Raw genomic sequence first — 15,982 nt, forward strand, 5'->3', positions numbered from 1 at the left:
ATCGCCGTCGCGCAGCCACTTTCCGCCTGTGAATTTTTTATATTCATGTGGGTTATTCGTGATAACTCTCACATAATTTCACATGATAACGCTTTATTCTATCATTAAATCACATTAATTAACGAATATTCACAAGGAGACCATCATGACTGCACACACTAACGTCTGCGTGATTGGACTGGGTTCGATGGGCATGGGCGCCGCTCGCGCCTGCCTGCAGGCGGGCCTGAACACCTGGGGGGTGGACATCAACCCCGACAACTGCCGCGCGCTGCTGGAGGCGGGCGCCAAAGGCGCAGGCTCCAGCGCGGTGCCTTTCGCCGCTGAGCTGGATGCGGTCGTACTGCTGGTGGTTAATGCCGCCCAGGTGCGGGGGATCCTGTTCGGCGAGAGCGGCCTCGCCGCCCATCTGAAGCCGGGCACCGCGGTGATGGTGTCGTCAACCATCGCCGCCGCCGATGCCCAGGCGATAGCCGTAGCGCTGGCAGAATACCAGCTCTTGATGCTCGACGCGCCGGTATCGGGCGGCGCAGTGAAAGCGGCCGCCGGCGACATGACGGTAATGGCCTCCGGGAGCGATGCCGCCTTTGCCCGCCTCGCGCCAGTGCTGGATGCGGTGGCCGGCAAAGTCTACCGCATTGGGAGCGACATTGGCCTCGGCTCAACGGTGAAAATCATCCATCAGCTGCTGGCCGGGGTGCATATCGCCGTCGCCGCCGAAGCGATGGCCCTCGCCGCCCGCGCCGGCATCCCGCTGGAGACGATGTACGACGTGGTGACCCACGCGGCGGGTAATTCGTGGATGTTTGAGAATCGTATGCAGCACGTCCTGGATGGCGATTACTCGCCAAAATCCGCCGTCGATATTTTTGTCAAAGATCTCGGTCTGGTGAATGACACCGCCCGGGCGCTGACCTTCCCGCTGCCGCTCGCGACCACCGCGCTGAATATGTTCACCTCCGCCAGCAACGCCGGATTCGGCCGGGAAGATGACAGCGCGGTGATCAAGATTTTCAACGGCATTACCCTGCCGGGCCATAAACAGTGAGGAGAGACAAGATGCAGCTTGGTGTCATTGCCGATGACTTTACCGGCGCCACGGATATCGCCAGCTTCCTCGTGCGCAACGGCATGCCGACGGTGCAGCTAAACGGCGTACCGCCCCACGAACTGCCGTTGACCAGTGAAGCGGTGGTGATCAGTCTGAAAACGCGATCCTGCCCGGTGGAAACCGCCGTCAGCCAGTCCCTGGCGGCCCTGCGCTGGCTGCAAGCCCGGGGCTGTCAGCAATTTTATTTTAAGTATTGTTCCACTTTCGACAGCACCGCGCAGGGTAACATTGGCCCGGTACTGGATGCGCTGCTGGCAGAGCTGGGCGAGACGCGGACGGTGATATCACCGGCGCTGCCGGTGAACGGCCGCACGGTCTATCAGGGGTATCTGTTTGTCGGCCAGCAGTTGCTCAATGAGTCCGGCATGCGCCACCATCCGGTGACGCCAATGGAGGATGCCCACCTCGGCCGCTTAATCGAACGCCAGGGCGGCGGTAAAGCGGCGCTGATAGCCTGGCCAATTATCGATCAGGGGCCGGAAGCGGTCGCTGCCGCGCTGGCGGCCATCAGCGATCCGGCGGTGCGCTATGTGGTGCTCGATGCCCTTAGTGAACAGCATTTGCTGACCCAGGGGGCGGCGCTGCGGGAGATGAAGCTGGTCTCCGGCGGCTCTGGTCTCGCCATCGGCCTCGCACGCAACTGGGCGCAGCGCCACGGAACCCAGGGTGAAGGATCCCTGGCGGGCATGCCGCTGCCCGGCCCGGCGGTGGTGCTCTCGGGCTCTTGTTCGCTGATGACCAACAGCCAGGTGGCGGCCTATCGTGAACAGGCTCCCGCCCGCGCCGTTGACTTAAGCGCTTGCTTTACCGATCTCGAAGGCTATGTCGGGACGCTGGCAGCCTGGGTGGACGCAAACCGCGATGCGCCGCTGGCGCCGATGGTCTATGCCACCACCGAGCCGCAAACGCTGCAGCGGATCCAGGCGCAGTATGGCGACAAGGCCAGCAGCGAAAGGGTGGAACAGTTGTTCGCCGCCCTCGCCGTCGCGCTGAAAGCGAAAGGATTCACCCGCTTTATTGTGGCCGGAGGGGAAACGTCGAGCATCGTGGCGCAGACGCTGGGGGTCGAGGCGTTCCATATCGGGCCGACGATCTCCCCTGGGGTTCCCTGGGTGCGTGACACCCGCCAGCCGCTCTCCCTGGCGCTGAAGTCAGGGAATTTCGGCGATATCTCGTTCTTTGCCCGTGCCCAGCAGGAGTTTTGTCATGACTGAGCAACAGCTGCGAGATGAGATGGTGCAAATTGGCGCCTCGTTGTTTAACCGCGGTTATGCCACCGGCTCCGCCGGCAATCTGTCGCTGCTGCTGCCGGACGGCAACCTGCTGGCGACGCCGACCGGCTCCTGCCTGGGCGAGCTGCAGGCGCAGCGGTTGTCGGTGGTCACCCTGCAAGGCGAATGGCTCGCCGGCGACAAACCGTCGAAAGAGGTCGCTTTTCACCGGGCGGTCTATTTGCATAACCCGGCCTGCAAGGCGATCGTCCACTTGCATAGCCACTATTTGACCGCGCTCTCCTGCCTGCAGGGGCTCGATCCGCACAATTGTATTCGCCCCTTTACTCCCTACGTGGTGATGCGGGTCGGCGACGTCCCGGTGGTTCCCTACTACCGACCGGGTGACGACCGCATTGCCGAGGCGCTGGCCGGGCTGGCGCCGCGCTATAACGCCTTTTTACTGGCCAACCATGGTCCGGTGGTCACCGGCTCATCGCTGCGCGAAGCCACCAACAATACCGAAGAGCTGGAAGAGACCGCGCGGCTGATGTTTACCCTCGGCAATCGCGAGATCCGTTACCTGACCGCTGACGAAGTGGATGAACTGAGATAAAACCATGCCAAAATTCGCTGCAAATTTATCCATGCTGTTTACCGAACTGCCGTTCCTGGACCGCTTTGCCGCCGCCGCCCGCGCCGGTTTCGAAGCCGTGGAGTTTCTGTTCCCCTATGAGTATGCCGCCGGGGAAATTAAACAGCGCCTGCAGGAAAACCAGCTGCAGCTGGTGCTGTTTAATACCCCGCCCGGCGACGTTAACGCCGGGGAGTGGGGTCTCGCCGCCCTGCCGGGCAGGAGCGCCGAGGCCCGGCGTGATATTGAGCTGGCGCTGGAGTATGCCTGCCAGCTGGATTGTCCGCAGGTGCATATCATGGCCGGCGTGGTGCCGCCGGGGATGGATCGCGCGGCCTGCGAGGCCGAGCTTGTCGATAACCTGCGCTACGCCGCCGAGTGCTTTGCCCGCCACGACAAGCGAGTGCTCATTGAAGCCCTGAATCCGCAGACCAAACCGGGCTATCTCTACCACAGCCAATATCAGACGCTGGAGATAGCGAAGCGGGTCGACCGGCCAAACATCGCGGTGCAGTTAGATCTGTTTCATGCGCAGAAAGTGGACGGTAATTTAAGCCATCTTATTACTGAGTATGCCGGTCAGTACCGCCATATTCAGATAGCCTCCCTGCCCGACCGCCATGAACCGGACGAGGGCGAGATTAATTATTCATGGATCTATGCGTTACTGGATAAAGCGGGCTATGACGGTTGGATCGGCTGCGAATATATCCCCAGGGCGGATACCCTTTCCGGACTGGAATGGTTTTCGCCCTACCGGAAAAAATAAAGCGCGGTTCTAAAAATATAACTCTCTGTATACCTGTTAATACCCGAGGCAAAACTATGTCGACATCGGCGCTGTTACTTATTGCGTTAGCCAGCGTAGTGCTGTTGCTCCTGCTGGTGATCAAAGCTAAAGCGCATCCTTTTGTGGCGCTCCTGATCGTCAGCCTGCTGGTGGCGTTCGCCACCGGCATTCCGGCGGATAAGATCATTACCACCATTGAAAAAGGGATGGGCGGCCTGCTCGGCCATATCGCCAGCATTATTATTTTGGGATCAATGCTGGGGGTGCTCATTGAAATATCCGGCGGCGCCGAATCGCTGGCGAAAACGCTGACCGGCGTGCTGGGTTCTAAACGGACGATTGCCGCCTTAACCATCGTCGCTTTTATTCTCGGCACGCCAGTCTTCTTTGAAGTCGGCTTTATTATCATCATTCCGTTAATTTACGGCTTCAGTAAAGTCGCTCATATGTCGCCGTTGAAGTTTGGCCTGCCAATGGCCGGAGTGATGTTAACCGTCCACGTGGCATTGCCAACCCACCCTGGCGCGGCGGCCGCGGCAGGTATTCTGCATAGCGATGTCGGCTGGCTGATGCTGGCGGGGATTGGGGTGTCGGTCGTGGTGGGTATCGTGGGTTATTTTGTCGCCCGGTCGATCAATCAGCGCCATTATCATCTGTCGATTAACGTGCTGGAACAGCAGCAAACGGCCGAGGTGCCCGACCTCTCCGTCAACGCGCAGCAGACCCGACTGGCGCCGCCGAATGCGCTGGTTATCGGCGGGCTGATCGTGGTGCCCATCGTGCTGATTGTTTCCGGAACGCTCTATCAGGCCTTGCTGCTGCCGGAAAACGCGATTCGCCAGCTGATGACCGTCATTGGCACCCCGCCCGTCGCCCTGCTGATCTCCCTGGGGCTGGCCAGCTGGACGCTGGGCATCCGGCGGGGTATGAACCTGAAAAAACTGGGAGAAGTGACCGGCAGCGCGATCCCCTCCTCGGCGGACGTTATCCTTGTCGCCGGCGCCGGCGGCGCCTTTGGCGGGGTGCTGGTCGCCTCCGGCATCGGCAATGCCTTAGCCGAGGCGCTGGAGACGATTCATCTGCCGCTGATGCCCGCCGCTTTCCTGCTGTCGCTGGTGCTTCGGGCCTCGCAGGGCTCGGCCACCGTGGCGATCCTCACCACCTCCGGCCTGCTGTCACAGGCGGTTGCCGGGCTGGAGCCGCTGCAGCTGGTGCTGGTGACGCTGGCGACCTGCTTCGGCTCACTCGGATTGTCACACGTCAACGATGCCGGATTTTGGGTGGTCACGCGCTATCTGGGGCTCTCGGTGCCGGACGGACTCAAAACATGGACCGTACTGACAACCATCATGGGGGTGACGGGCTTCCTCATTACCTGGCTGCTGTGGTTTTTACTGTGAAGTTTATTTGGGTGGCTCCGGCCACCTTATTGGGTCCCCCTCGCGGGGACTGACTCATTATCGCTGCCCGGCTGCTGAGCCGCCGCTTTCAGCGTCACCGGTATAAAATAGCGTACGTGATAGCACCTCTCTTCTGTATCTCCGCCTTCCGTATGGCGTGCCATGAAACATTCTATGTCATACCCGTCGCGACGGCTTACCCCCAGCGTTGGCAGCAGATCCAGATAGAGATCGCTGGACAAACGGGCATAGCGTGACCAGCTGCCGTAGAAATCAACTCCGACATAGAGTCCCGACCGGGCGGTCAACGTGGACGATGGCTTTCGCGTCTCATGACAACCAACAAAGGCGTTAATCTCGACGTTAAGCTCATTTTGACGCGCCGCGGCGTAATCAGAGAGTATGGAAAGCGAGCCTTCTCCGGTGGTAAAAAAACGGTCAACCTTTTGTCTGATAGCCGTCTTAGCGGTGCGTTGCAGCACCATATCCGACAGGCGCAGTTCATACTTCATCGGGTAGCCATAATAGACCCGCTCCGGCAGGGAACAGATCCGCGCCAATGGCAGACGTTCATCATCAGGGGAGAATTTTTTTAACAGTTTTGCCGTATCCCAGTGCGCTGCGCATCGGTATTCCCGTGGCGAAAGCGAGAACCGTTTCTTAAACTCGCGGGAAAAGGTCTGCGGAGAATCGTAACTTAACTGCCAGGCTATAGCGGCGATCGGTTGCCGCGTTAAGCGCAGACTGACCGCTGCGATGGTCAAGCGCCGCAGGCGAATATACTGCCCGATGGGTAACCGGCCGTATTGATAAAACACCTCGTACACAAACCGACGGGAATAGCCCATATACTGTGCCAGGTCATCGATCGCCGGGTTACAGTAGATATTATCCTCCAGCCACGCCAACATTTTTAAATAGAGCTTCTGCTTCATAAGCACTACATACTTCCTGTAATCTTGTCCTCCGCTAATTCTAACAACAGATACTGGCTATCACTAAGCTTTTTATGCATCGCAAAAATAAAAAATCATCAAAACGCTTAAAACGCTGAGCGATATATCCTTAACATTTTGTTTATTAGGAACTTTCGCATACCAATACACCGATATCTCACTTTTCCAGGCAGATATTGCATTAATGAAAAACATCCCTTAGATTACCCCGGCTAAAAAACGTCTGCACCTCACCATTATATTCTTTAATTTATTCTGACACCTTTTTTAATACCCAACAGGGAAGTTATATGACGAATTTTTTGATCAATATAAAAAATCACTATTTGCGGGTTGCTATTGCGGAACTGGTGGATGAAGCGATGAAGACCTACGGGGGATCAGAGTATCAGTTTTCTCAACAATGGAACGCGGATGGGATGGCGCAAGCTAATGTGATCTTCACGGAAATGGTGGCGGGAGAATGGTACCTGTGTCATGACCTGTTTCAGCATGCCCCAGAGCAATACACGCTTTTTATTTTTCAGGATAATGAACAAGCTACCGCCGAAGAGGGTTTACCCAACTGTCTGCGGCAGGCGGTGTTTATGCCTCCCCACGCTCCCGTTCAGCTTCTTAAAGATGAGATAGCCAGCGCGATTCAGCGCTCCCTGCCACCTCATCATGACCCATCCTTCAATCGCCTGCGGCGTTGCATCAATTGCGCCTGCAAGACGGTCAGCGATGCGCAAACCAAAGTCATTTACGCATTCAGTATTGGATTAAGTCCGCATGAAGTCGCCGCGGCGCTTAAAATTAGCCATAAAACAATTCATTCGCATAAAAAGAATATTATGTGCAAGTTCAATTTAAACAGCCGTCAGCAATTTAACAACCTCGTAAAACTACTCGCAAGACGTTAATACAATCGCCATTGTATTACCTCTGCAGATTATCTTCTGGAACGGAAGACGTAGCGTCTTTTGCGTCTTTCCCGAATGTAAGAAACACCACTCCACAAAGAAATAACGGGACAGAGAATCAGGCATAAAATAATAAACAAGTCACTCATAGCAGACCTAAAAAAAGAAATTTAACCTGGACTGATATTATGCATTCTATTTTATCGAGGCAAGACCAGCATCGCTTTTTGAGAGCGTGAAATAGAATGGTAAGATAATTCCTGGTGACGAGTATTAACCGGCTAGTTAATACGCTGAGCCAATATTTCAAAAAGGGCGATCGGTCTGTTTGCCCTTTTTTGCATTGAGCATGCGAAAAAGATAGCTAAACTTTAGATTCCCTGTAGAGTGAAGGTAGTCACCAAGTGAAACTCACGTTCTGCGTGCGGACATCACGGTTAGTTAAAGGGCACCAAACACAGACTCCCTATTTGGGGGGCAGGCCATACTTTTCTCAACATGCGCTGTACAGGCCATCGCAGCTTTGCTGCAGCGACCGGAATGACTAATGCTAACCACCCTGATTTATCGCAGCCAGGTTGATCCTGACCGCCCGCTCACCGATCTCGACGCTTTAATTCATCGCGCCTGCGGGAAAAATACGCCCCTTGGCATCACCGGCATTCTGTTGTTTAACGGCCTGCAGTTCTTCCAGGTGCTGGAAGGGAGCGAAGAGAGTCTGGAGTCGTTATTCCACGAAATACAAAGCGATCCGCGCCATCGCGATGTGGTTGAGCTGATGCGCGACTATTCGGCCTACCGTCGCTTTCGCGGCACCGGGATGCGCATGTTGGATCTCCGTCTTTACGATGACGATGGCGCGCTGGAGGAGATCCTGCGCATTAGCTCGTTCGGGGTCACCGAGCCAATCAACGACCGGATGTTCCGACTGATTAACGCCTTTATCGCTAACGGTGGGCGCTATTGTCTTCCCGAGCCGTTGCAGCCTTCTCGCTGGACGATGAAGGCCGCCGCGAGCACAGCCACGCCGCGTCATCTGCCCGATCAACCCTGCCAGTTTGCCTTGCAGGCTATCGTCGAACCAGCGAAAAAGCGAATCTCCTCCTTTGAAGCGCTGATCCGCAGCCCCACCGGCGGATCCCCTGTGGAGATGTTTGCCGCCATCCCGGCGGAGGATCGTTACCGTTTCGACCTCGAGAGCAAAGCATATGCCTTCTCTCTCGCAAGTCAGCTACCGCTTGGCAAACACCAACTGGCCATTAACCTGCTGCCCGGTTCGCTGTATAACCATCCTGACGCCGTCGGCTGGCTGATGAACAGCCTGCTGGCGGCCGGCCTCAGGCCGGACCAGGTGCTGATAGAGGTCACCGAAACGGAGGTGATCACCTGCTTCGACCAGTTCCGCAAGGTGCTCAAAGCGCTGCGCGTCGCGGGCATGAAGCTGGCCATCGATGACTTTGGCGCGGGTTACTCCGGCCTGTCGTTACTGACCCGCTTTCAGCCTGATAAAATCAAAGTGGACGCAGAGCTGGTGCGCAACATTCATATCAGCGGCACCAAGCAGGCGATTGTCGCCTCGGTCGTCCGCTGCTGCGAGGATTTAGGCATCACGGTCGTGGCGGAAGGCGTTGAAACCCTGGAGGAGTGGTGCTGGCTACAGTCGGTTGGCATTCGCCTGTTTCAGGGCTTCCTGTTCTCCCGGCCTTGTCTGAATGGCATCGGGGAGATTTTCTGGCCGGTAGAGCGCCAGGCTGCGGATCTGTAAAGGCGCAGCGTCCGGTAGCGTCACTGCCAGTGGGCGAGCTTTTCGCCCAGCGCCGCCATGGCGAAGCGCACCGCTTGTGCCACCACTGCCTCGCAGTCACCGGTAAAGCGCATCCGTTGGGTTTCGATCTGGCCGCGAAAGTTCCATGCAAACCATACCGTCCCGGCGGGAGTTCCATCCTCCCCTCCTTCCGGCCCCGCATAGCCGCTGATGGCGATGGCGATATCGGCTCCGGCTAACGACAAAATACCGGTCGACATTTCCTGAACGCACGCTTCGCTGACAGCGCTATGTACCGCCAGGGTTTCCGCGCGGACCTGGAGCACGTTGCGCTTGGCTTCATCGCTGAAGGTAACCACGCCGGTATCATAAAAGGCCGCGGTATCAGCCTGAGCACAGAGCGCCGCCGCCAGATTGCCACCGGTGCAGGATTCCGCCGTGGTCAGTCGCCAGCCTCTCGCAATAAGCGCCCGGGCCACCCGAGCGGTCAATTCATGGGTATTTTGTGCGTCTTTATCGATTTGGTCCGTCATTCTGACACCTCGCCGACTTTTAGAAGGAACACAGCCTCACAGGCCCTGTTTACAGGATAGCATATCGATTTCTCTGATCGCCGGGAGGCCGTTTACGCCTCCTTTAGCGGATAATATAAAGGCCCGCAGCGCGGGCCTTGAAATGAACAACTTTAGGACAGAGGCGCAATCAAACTTTATGCTCGATCACCCTGCCTTGATTCTCAATCGCAATTTTGCGCGGTTTTTCGCTCTCGGGTATTTCCTGATGGATAGCAATTTTTAAGATCCCGCTATCCAGCTGCGCCTGATTAATCTGGGCGTGTTCAGGAAGCGAGAAACTGAGCTGGAAATCAGCCCGACGAATGCCTTTATAAATCCAGCCCTGGCTGCCGCCGGAATGATTTTCGGTTTGCGCGCGTTTGCCGGTAATATGTAAATTACCGCCTACGGTCTCAATTTCCAGTTCATCATCTTTCCAGCCTGGTACGCTGACGCTGAGCAGAAAATTACTGTCATCCACTTTCTGTAAATCGTAGGCAGGTAAGGTACCCACCGGCGTATCGCCAGTTAACTGGCTGAAAAGACGGTCAATACGATTAAAGCGATCGGCAAAAAGGGAATCAGCAAATACCGGGAGTGCTGACAAGGTTTTGAGTGCCATCATTAACCTCCTGAATATCCATTCAAAAGCTCAACATAAAGGCAAGCATTGCTTGTCCGCTATATAAAATAATAGCTAAAGCGCGTTTTTCAAGACCTGAAATAAAAATTTTCTTCGTCAGTCACCGTGAGAAATAACCAGGTCAGGTGGCAAAGTAACCCCCGCCCGACGGCGGGGGTGTGGTGCTTCTGAGTCCCATAACTGATGCTGTTTAACATTCAATAAACAGAAGCGACATGTATATATAACTTGTACAATGGGATGTCAACGCCCGAAACGCGACGCATCCCCCTGTCAGTGGCTTCCTGCAACAGCGCAGGGAGAAACACGGCTCCCCGCATTATCCCTCCGTCAAGAGCGGTGCCTCGATATGACATCCGCCTCGCTGGCGCCAGACGGAAAGACGCTGGTGAAAAGATAATCCGCCAGGGAAGGAACCTTTCTCGTCCCCCCGTGCCTAATAATCTGCATACGCACTTTCTGAGGCATCATAATGACCAGCATTTTTATCTCTACCACCCTGTTCGCCCTCTTCGCGTCGATGTTGATCGGTCTGGGGATGGTATGGAGAGGCATCTCCAACAACCCGGATAACTAATCTTTTTCTACGCCGTTGCCTTTCGTCTGTTGCAGCGGCGGGTAAACACCCCACCTTCAACCCCATCTACACGCCTTGTTCAGGCGACATATACTCAGTACTTGCGCCTGCGTACATTTATCGCAACAACAATTCACATGGTGAATACGTAACTTCAATTAATATATTTCAGGCCAGAATTATGGCCTGCAATATAGGCAACTTAAGTAGTATGTGCCTAAGCGTCAGCTATAAGCCTGCGAAAAGAATTCACAATCGCATGATTTCAAAATCATGTCTAACCACGCCCCTTCCCTGCTGAACTATACTTTCCTTCCGATATCTGGCTGGAGGTGGCGATGTGCGGACGTTTTGCGCAAGCGCAGACGCGGGAAGCATACCTGGCGTTTCTCGCAGAAAAGGCCGAACGCGATATCCCCTGGGACCCGGAGCCCATTGGGCGGTATAACGTCGCGCCAGGGACAAAAGTGTTACTCCTGAGTGAAAGGAATGCGCAACTCCACCTCGATCCCGTTCACTGGGGCTATGCGCCGGGATGGTGGGATAAATCACCGCTGATTAATGCCCGGGTTGAAACCGCTGCCACCAGCAGGATGTTCAAACCGCTGTGGCAGCACGGGCGGGCGATCTGCTTCGCCGACGGCTGGTTTGAGTGGAAAAAGGCCGGAGAGAAAAAGCAGCCCTACTTCATCCAGCGCAAGGATGGCCAGCCGATATTTATGGCCGCTATTGGCAGCACGCCCTTCGAACGCGGGGATAGCGCCGAAGGATTTTTGCTGGTGACCGCTGCCGCCGATCGCGGTCTTGTCGATATTCATGACCGCCGGCCGCTGGTCCTGGCGCCGGAAGCCGCCGGGAATGGATGAGGCAAGAAGTCACCGGCGCGGAAGCGGCGGAGATTGCCAGGGACGGAGCCGTCACCGCCGACGATTTCATCTGGCATGCGGTATCGCGGGCGGTCGGCAATGTCAACAATCAAGGGCCAGAGTTAATTGAGCCAGTAGAATGAACGCATGATTCTGTGAGCAATCCCCACCTGATGCGCCGGCTGCGGTGCGATCCAGCCTTGCGAATAAGCGCCCGCGGGTTACCCCGACTGGCTTAACCACTCGCTTAAGATCAACGAATAGAGCAGACTCGGCGGCGCATCTTTTACATCAGCAATATCGTTAATGTACCTCATCCCGGCTTTCTCGAGAACTTTCTGCGAAGCCAGATGGTTAGCCCGGACAACCGCTGACATCTCCGCAAGTTTAAGCGCCTCGAAGCCATATCTTATCGCGCCAATCGCAAACTCGGTGGCCAGTCCTTTTCCCCATGCCTCAGTGGAAAACCGATATCCGAGATTGTTAATGGTGACATCGTTATAACTGCGTAGACTTACGCCGCCAAAGCCAATGATTTTTTCCGGGGTATCACGCGCCGATATGGCCCAGTTGCCAAATCCGCGATCGTGCCAGTGGGCAAGCCAGCGCTGGAGAACCGTACTGGCATAGTCAATATCCGGATAGGGCCCTGCGGGGTTAAAGGTATTTGTCGCCGGATCGCCATAAATTCGGTATAGATCGACAACATCTTCAGCCATGACAGGGCGAAGACGCAGGCGATGAGTCTCAATATGCAAACGTATCTCCTTGACGAATGAGGTGGGCAGTGCTCCTCCCTGCCGATCAAAACCCTACGATGAGCTCAACCAGTGATGAGGAGCGGTCGAGGAACAGACCCTCGACAATTCTACAATAGTATCTGCCCGGCGATACGCCCAATCCCCATCGAAAAAAGCATGGCCAGCGAGCTCCAGAACGTAATTCTGATGATCGCCCTGACAGGCGGTGCGTTACTCACAACGGAAGAGAGATAGCCCAGCGCAGCCAGTGAAAAAAGTGTAGAAAAGAAGATAGAGATGGATATCAATTTTGCAGGCGATAACAAGGCAACGATCAAAGGCAACCCCGCCCCGACGGAAAAACTCACTGCCGAAAAGAGAGCCGCCTGCAAAGGTCGCGCAGAAAGGACATCCGTTAACCCCAGTTCTTCGCGGGCATGAGCCTCCAGGGCGTCTTTAGCCATAAGCTGCTCTGCTACCTGCCGGGCAAGCGCTGGCTCCACACCACGTTGGATATAAAGTGATGTCAACTCCCGCACCTCTCCCTGATAATCGGCGTCAAGCTCGCTTTTTTCCTGGGCAAGCGCCGCGGCTTCGGTATCCGCCTGGGATGATACCGAAACATATTCTCCTGCGGCCATAGACATGGCGCCAGCAACCAGCCCGGCGACCCCCGCCAGTAGTACACCCGAAGAGCCGCTGTTTGCAGAGGCGACGCCGAGCACCAGGCTTGCGGTTGAGACAATCCCGTCATTTGCTCCCAGAACCGCAGCCCTTAGCCAGCCGACGGTTTCGATGCTGTGTCGTTCAAGATGCATGTCGTTTCCCTTTAAATACGCATCCTCATCGGAATTAGAAAGTGCAGAACATTAATCAATAATCGCTTGTTTCCTTTGACGGCGAAAGGAGAGAAAGATATGCAGCACTCCCATCGCACCATGTGCCCAGAAATAGGTTTCAATGAACACCGTCAGAAACTTATGCCAATGAAGGACTGTTTCCGCCAGCGACGGTGACGCCCATGACGCGGTGTCCAGTACAAACCAGAGTCCACCACAGAGTGCGACCGCTAACAGTGCCAGTACGCCAAGCCCCTGAATCATTGCCGCTATGCCCCCGGCATGGGCTTCAGGAAGACGAAATGTCATCAGCTGTTTACTGTCTTCAACCACACCACGAAAATCAAACGTCGACCAGGCAAAATAGTATCGAAACCCGCGGGTATTAAGCATCCAAACCAGCATCACCGCACCAAGCGCAATCAGCGCTAATCCCGAGACAATATGAAACCATGTGACGACCCCGGTAATATTCAGGTCGCGAAGCGCCTCACTTTCAGTGAAATTAGAGCTAATAATCTGCAGCAGAATCAGGGTGGCGACAATAATATGCAGCATGCGGAAAAAAGGGGTGTCTTTATGCGGTAGTGCATTACGTAACTGTTCGTTCATGATTTGGCCATTTTATGAGAGGATTGGCGAGGTCAGTATCCTGCCTGTTTGTTAATTAAACCTTAACACCCGTGTTTGCAGGGAAATAAGTGGCGCCTGATGTCCTCTTTTTCTGTGTTTGGAAAACGGACAAAGTCGCTGTCACCTGTGCCGCCCCGTTACTGCGACGGAAATATCGCCGGTATCGTTTTTTCTCAGAATTTGAGGGTGGACTGGGGAGAACAGTGTGGAGACATTTGAGGAACAAAAAGGGGTCAATAAACCGGGCATCGCGCCCGGTTATCGTGTCAGCCCGAAATGACCCTACGCACTCATCCCACGGTTTTCCAGCATCGGCTCAATCTGCGGATCGTGTCCGCGCCACTGGCGATAAAGTTCAGCTAAATCAGTGCTATTGCCGCGCGACAGAATCGCTTCCCGGAAGCGCTGACCGTTCTCACGGGTCAAACCGCCCTGCTCCACGAACCACTGATAGCCGTCATCGGCCAGCATCTGGGTCCAGAGATAGGCATAATAGCCTGCCGCATAGCCGCCGCCGAAGATATGGGAAAAGTAGCTGCTGCGATAGCGCGGGGGAACGGCCGCCAGATCCAGTTGCTCTTCCCGAAGTATCTTCTGTTCAAACGCATCCACCTCTTCCGGTAACGAAGTGGTCGACAGCGTGTGCCAGCGCATATCGAGCAGCGCGGCGGCTAGCAGCTCGCTCATGTCATATCCTTTATTGAAAGTTGCCGCACGCAACATATTGTCGCGCAGCGCCTCCGGCATCGGCTCTCCGGAGCGATAATGCTTCGCATAGTGGGCAAATACCTGCGGATGGCTGGCCCAGTGTTCGAAGATTTGCGACGGGAACTCGACAAAATCCCGCGGGGTATTGGTGCCGGAGAGGCTGGCATAACGCTGATTGGCGAACAGCCCGTGCAGGGCGTGGCCAAACTCATGGAACAGGGTGATCACCTCATCCCATGACAACAGCGCGCTCTGCTCGCTCTGCGGCCGGGTGTAGTTGCAGACGTTATAGATAACCGGGCGCTGCTCCCGCAGGGTCGACTGTTCGACAAACACGTCCATCCAGGCGCCGCCGCTCTTTGAATCGCGCGCGAAATAATCACCATAAAACAGCGCCATCCCTTCGCCATTGTGGTCGAAGATCTCCCAGACCCGCACATCCGGGTGGTACACCGGGATGTCAAAGCGCTCCACGAAGCGGAGCCCAAAGAGCTGCGATGCCGTCCAGAAGACGCCGTCCTGCAGCACGCGCTCGAGGGCAAAATAGGGTTTAAGCTGCGCGTCATCAATGGCATAGGCAGCCCGCCGCACCTGCTCGCTGTAGTAAAGCCAGTCCCATGCCTGCGCGTGAAACGCCCCGCCTTCGTTGTCGATCACCTGCTGGATGTCCGCCAGCTCACGTTCCGCCCTCGCCCGCGCCGCCGGCGCGATCTGACGCATAAAGCCCAATGCCTCCGCCGGGGAAGCCGCCATTTGATCGGTCAGCGCCCAGCTGGCGTAATCTGCCGCCCCCAGCAGTTCCGCCTGCTGCGCGCGGATCGCCGCCAGCCGCAGCACCAGACGACGGGTATCATGCTCATCGCCCTGCTGATTGCGCGTCCAGCCGGCGGCGAAAAGATTTTCCCGCGTTTGCCGGTCGCGCAGCGCAAGCAGCTGCGGCTGCTGGGTGGTGTTGGTCAGCGTCAGCAGCCAGCGATCGCTGAGCCCTTTTTCGCGCGCCGCCTCGGCAGCCGCCGCTATCTCCTCATCGTTCAGGCCATCCAGTTGATGCCGGTCATCGACCACCAGGCCGCCGCTTTTCGCCGCCCCCAGCAGCCGCTGCTGGAACTGACTTTGCAAAGTGGCCGCTTCAGTGTTCAGCGCGCGCAGCACCGCCTTCTGCGCCGGGTCCAGCGTTGCCCCGGCGTGAACAAAACGTTGCCATGTCAGGGTCAGGAGACGCAGGGATTCGCCGTCAAGCGCGAGCGTCTCGCGCTGTTCGTAGACGCTGTTCACCCGCTGGAATAAGGCCTCGTTGAGCCAGATGTCATTCCCCAGCCCGGCGAGCTCGGCGGAAAATTGTTCATCCAGTGATTGAAGATAAGGGTTGGTATGGGCGCCGGCCATGGAGAAAAAGACCCGCGTCACCCGCGCCAGCAGCTGCCCGCTCTGCTCCAGCGCCTCGAGCGTGTTGGCGAAACTGGCCGGCTGCGGATTGTCGATAATGGCGCGGATCTCCTCGCGCTGCTGCCGAACGCCCTCATCAAACGCCGGCCGATAGTGACTGTCTTCGATCAGGTCAAACCGCGGCGCCTGATAAGGCAACAGACTGACGCTAAAAAAGGGGTTTTGTTCGGACATCTTTCTCTCCTGCACAGGCTAATCCTGTAAGAT

General features: G+C 56.2%; 16 protein-coding genes and 2 pseudogenes. 9 read left to right on the forward strand and 9 right to left on the reverse strand.

The annotated features are described in order from the left end of the window. Positions 1-145: 145 nt before the first annotated feature. From ltnD to GT756_RS11300, 5 genes are read left to right on the forward strand one after another with little or no spacing between them, the layout of a single operon-like run. Positions 146-1,048 carry an L-threonate dehydrogenase gene (gene ltnD / locus GT756_RS11280; protein WP_004205998.1) on the forward strand — a complete coding sequence of 301 codons (903 nt, stop codon included), beginning with the start codon at positions 146-148 and terminating at the stop codon, positions 1,046-1,048. An 11-nt stretch (positions 1,049-1,059) separates the two neighbouring features. Beyond that, the gene (otnK, locus tag GT756_RS11285; RefSeq protein WP_160124786.1) at positions 1,060-2,325 is read left to right on the forward strand and encodes a 3-oxo-tetronate kinase; all 1,266 of its coding nucleotides are present in this window, start codon (positions 1,060-1,062) and stop codon (positions 2,323-2,325) included. After that, entirely contained in the window at positions 2,318-2,938 is a 621-nt protein-coding gene (locus GT756_RS11290) for an aldolase (protein ID WP_017900343.1), read from the forward strand. Before otnK ends, GT756_RS11290 begins: the two co-directional genes overlap by 8 nt. 4 nt (positions 2,939-2,942) lie before the next feature. Next, on the forward strand, positions 2,943-3,725 hold the full coding sequence (locus tag GT756_RS11295; RefSeq protein ID WP_017900342.1) for an HPr family phosphocarrier protein: 783 nt from the start codon (positions 2,943-2,945) through the stop codon (positions 3,723-3,725). Positions 3,726-3,781: 56 nt separating this feature from the next. Beyond that, entirely contained in the window at positions 3,782-5,146 is a 1,365-nt protein-coding gene (locus tag GT756_RS11300; RefSeq protein ID WP_160124787.1) for a GntP family transporter, read from the forward strand. A gap of 26 nt (positions 5,147-5,172) precedes the next feature. Here the strand turns inward: GT756_RS11300 and GT756_RS11305 are convergent, their stop codons facing one another. Further along, positions 5,173-6,081: a helix-turn-helix domain-containing protein gene (locus GT756_RS11305; RefSeq protein ID WP_004206007.1), complete on the reverse strand. Its 909-nt coding sequence runs from the start codon at positions 6,079-6,081 to the stop codon at positions 5,173-5,175. A gap of 311 nt (positions 6,082-6,392) precedes the next feature. Here GT756_RS11305 and kbvR point away from each other — a divergent pair, with 311 nt between their 5' ends. Next, positions 6,393-7,004, forward strand: coding sequence for a LuxR family transcriptional regulator KbvR (gene kbvR, locus GT756_RS11310; RefSeq protein ID WP_004206009.1), 612 nt, complete (start codon positions 6,393-6,395; stop codon positions 7,002-7,004). Positions 7,005-7,033: 29 nt separating this feature from the next. Here the strand turns inward: kbvR and GT756_RS26320 are convergent, their stop codons facing one another. Further along, positions 7,034-7,153, reverse strand: a complete 120-nt coding sequence (locus GT756_RS26320; RefSeq protein ID WP_138100189.1) for a small membrane protein — start codon at positions 7,151-7,153, stop codon at positions 7,034-7,036. Between the two features lie 398 nt (positions 7,154-7,551). Between GT756_RS26320 and GT756_RS11320 the strand changes: the two genes are divergently transcribed. Further along, a complete protein-coding gene (locus tag GT756_RS11320; protein WP_122543034.1) occupies positions 7,552-8,769 on the forward strand; it encodes a diguanylate phosphodiesterase in 1,218 nt (405 codons plus the stop codon). A 20-nt stretch (positions 8,770-8,789) separates the two neighbouring features. On the opposite strand, the gene GT756_RS11325 is transcribed toward GT756_RS11320, so the two are convergent. The 3 genes and pseudogenes from GT756_RS11325 to GT756_RS25870 form a co-directional block, all read right to left on the reverse strand. Then, positions 8,790-9,302 (reverse strand): 2-oxo-tetronate isomerase, encoded by a 513-nt coding sequence (locus GT756_RS11325; protein ID WP_049115547.1) that lies wholly within the window; start codon positions 9,300-9,302, stop codon positions 8,790-8,792. A 169-nt stretch (positions 9,303-9,471) separates the two neighbouring features. Beyond that, a complete protein-coding gene (locus GT756_RS11330) occupies positions 9,472-9,945 on the reverse strand; it encodes an Hsp20 family protein (protein WP_017900339.1) in 474 nt (157 codons plus the stop codon). Positions 9,946-10,395: 450 nt separating this feature from the next. Further along, a pseudogene (locus GT756_RS25870) lies at positions 10,396-10,488 on the reverse strand (hypothetical protein); the annotation flags it as partial. On the opposite strand from GT756_RS25870, the gene GT756_RS26325 reads away from it, so the two are divergent. Beyond that, on the forward strand, positions 10,448-10,543 hold the full coding sequence (locus tag GT756_RS26325; RefSeq protein WP_272481999.1) for a YnaM/YnfT family protein: 96 nt from the start codon (positions 10,448-10,450) through the stop codon (positions 10,541-10,543). The pseudogene GT756_RS25870 and the gene GT756_RS26325 overlap by 41 nt on opposite strands. 338 nt (positions 10,544-10,881) lie before the next feature. Next, positions 10,882-11,552 (forward strand): annotated as a pseudogene (locus tag GT756_RS11335) (SOS response-associated peptidase). Positions 11,553-11,630: 78 nt separating this feature from the next. Here the strand turns inward: GT756_RS11335 and GT756_RS11340 are convergent. The 4 genes from GT756_RS11340 to dcp form a co-directional block, all read right to left on the reverse strand. After that, complete coding sequence (locus tag GT756_RS11340) at positions 11,631-12,167, reverse strand: GNAT family N-acetyltransferase (RefSeq protein ID WP_160124788.1); 537 nt, start codon at positions 12,165-12,167, stop codon at positions 11,631-11,633. Between the two features lie 110 nt (positions 12,168-12,277). Further along, positions 12,278-12,967, reverse strand: coding sequence for a VIT family protein (locus tag GT756_RS11345; protein WP_032455996.1), 690 nt, complete (start codon positions 12,965-12,967; stop codon positions 12,278-12,280). 51 nt (positions 12,968-13,018) lie between these two features. After that, positions 13,019-13,600, reverse strand: a complete 582-nt coding sequence (locus tag GT756_RS11350) for a cytochrome b/b6 domain-containing protein (RefSeq protein WP_004206021.1) — start codon at positions 13,598-13,600, stop codon at positions 13,019-13,021. Positions 13,601-13,903: 303 nt separating this feature from the next. Continuing rightward, positions 13,904-15,949 carry a peptidyl-dipeptidase Dcp gene (dcp, locus tag GT756_RS11355; RefSeq protein WP_160124789.1) on the reverse strand — a complete coding sequence of 682 codons (2,046 nt, stop codon included), beginning with the start codon at positions 15,947-15,949 and terminating at the stop codon, positions 13,904-13,906. Positions 15,950-15,982 lie beyond the last annotated feature (33 nt).

The sequence above is a fragment of the Klebsiella sp. Q2 genome (assembly GCF_009900705.1).
Taxonomy (GTDB): domain Bacteria; phylum Pseudomonadota; class Gammaproteobacteria; order Enterobacterales; family Enterobacteriaceae; genus Klebsiella; species Klebsiella quasipneumoniae.

Bases quoted from the DNA above. Each gene is read 5' to 3' on its own strand.
- ltnD (WP_004205998.1), top strand. From the start codon at position 146: ATGACTGCACACACTAACGTCTGCGTGATTGGACTGGGTTCGATGGGC.
- otnK (WP_160124786.1), top strand. From the start codon at position 1,060: ATGCAGCTTGGTGTCATTGCCGATGACTTTACCGGCGCCACGGATATC.
- GT756_RS11290 (WP_017900343.1), top strand. From the start codon at position 2,318: ATGACTGAGCAACAGCTGCGAGATGAGATGGTGCAAATTGGCGCCTCG.
- GT756_RS11295 (WP_017900342.1), top strand. From the start codon at position 2,943: ATGCCAAAATTCGCTGCAAATTTATCCATGCTGTTTACCGAACTGCCG.
- GT756_RS11300 (WP_160124787.1), top strand. From the start codon at position 3,782: ATGTCGACATCGGCGCTGTTACTTATTGCGTTAGCCAGCGTAGTGCTG.
- GT756_RS11305 (WP_004206007.1), bottom strand. From the start codon at position 6,081: ATGAAGCAGAAGCTCTATTTAAAAATGTTGGCGTGGCTGGAGGATAAT.
- kbvR (WP_004206009.1), top strand. From the start codon at position 6,393: ATGACGAATTTTTTGATCAATATAAAAAATCACTATTTGCGGGTTGCT.
- GT756_RS26320 (WP_138100189.1), bottom strand. From the start codon at position 7,153: ATGAGTGACTTGTTTATTATTTTATGCCTGATTCTCTGTCCCGTTATT.
- GT756_RS11320 (WP_122543034.1), top strand. From the start codon at position 7,552: ATGCTAACCACCCTGATTTATCGCAGCCAGGTTGATCCTGACCGCCCG.
- GT756_RS11325 (WP_049115547.1), bottom strand. From the start codon at position 9,302: ATGACGGACCAAATCGATAAAGACGCACAAAATACCCATGAATTGACC.
- GT756_RS11330 (WP_017900339.1), bottom strand. From the start codon at position 9,945: ATGGCACTCAAAACCTTGTCAGCACTCCCGGTATTTGCTGATTCCCTT.
- GT756_RS11345 (WP_032455996.1), bottom strand. From the start codon at position 12,967: ATGCATCTTGAACGACACAGCATCGAAACCGTCGGCTGGCTAAGGGCT.
- GT756_RS11350 (WP_004206021.1), bottom strand. From the start codon at position 13,600: ATGAACGAACAGTTACGTAATGCACTACCGCATAAAGACACCCCTTTT.
- dcp (WP_160124789.1), bottom strand. From the start codon at position 15,949: ATGTCCGAACAAAACCCCTTTTTTAGCGTCAGTCTGTTGCCTTATCAG.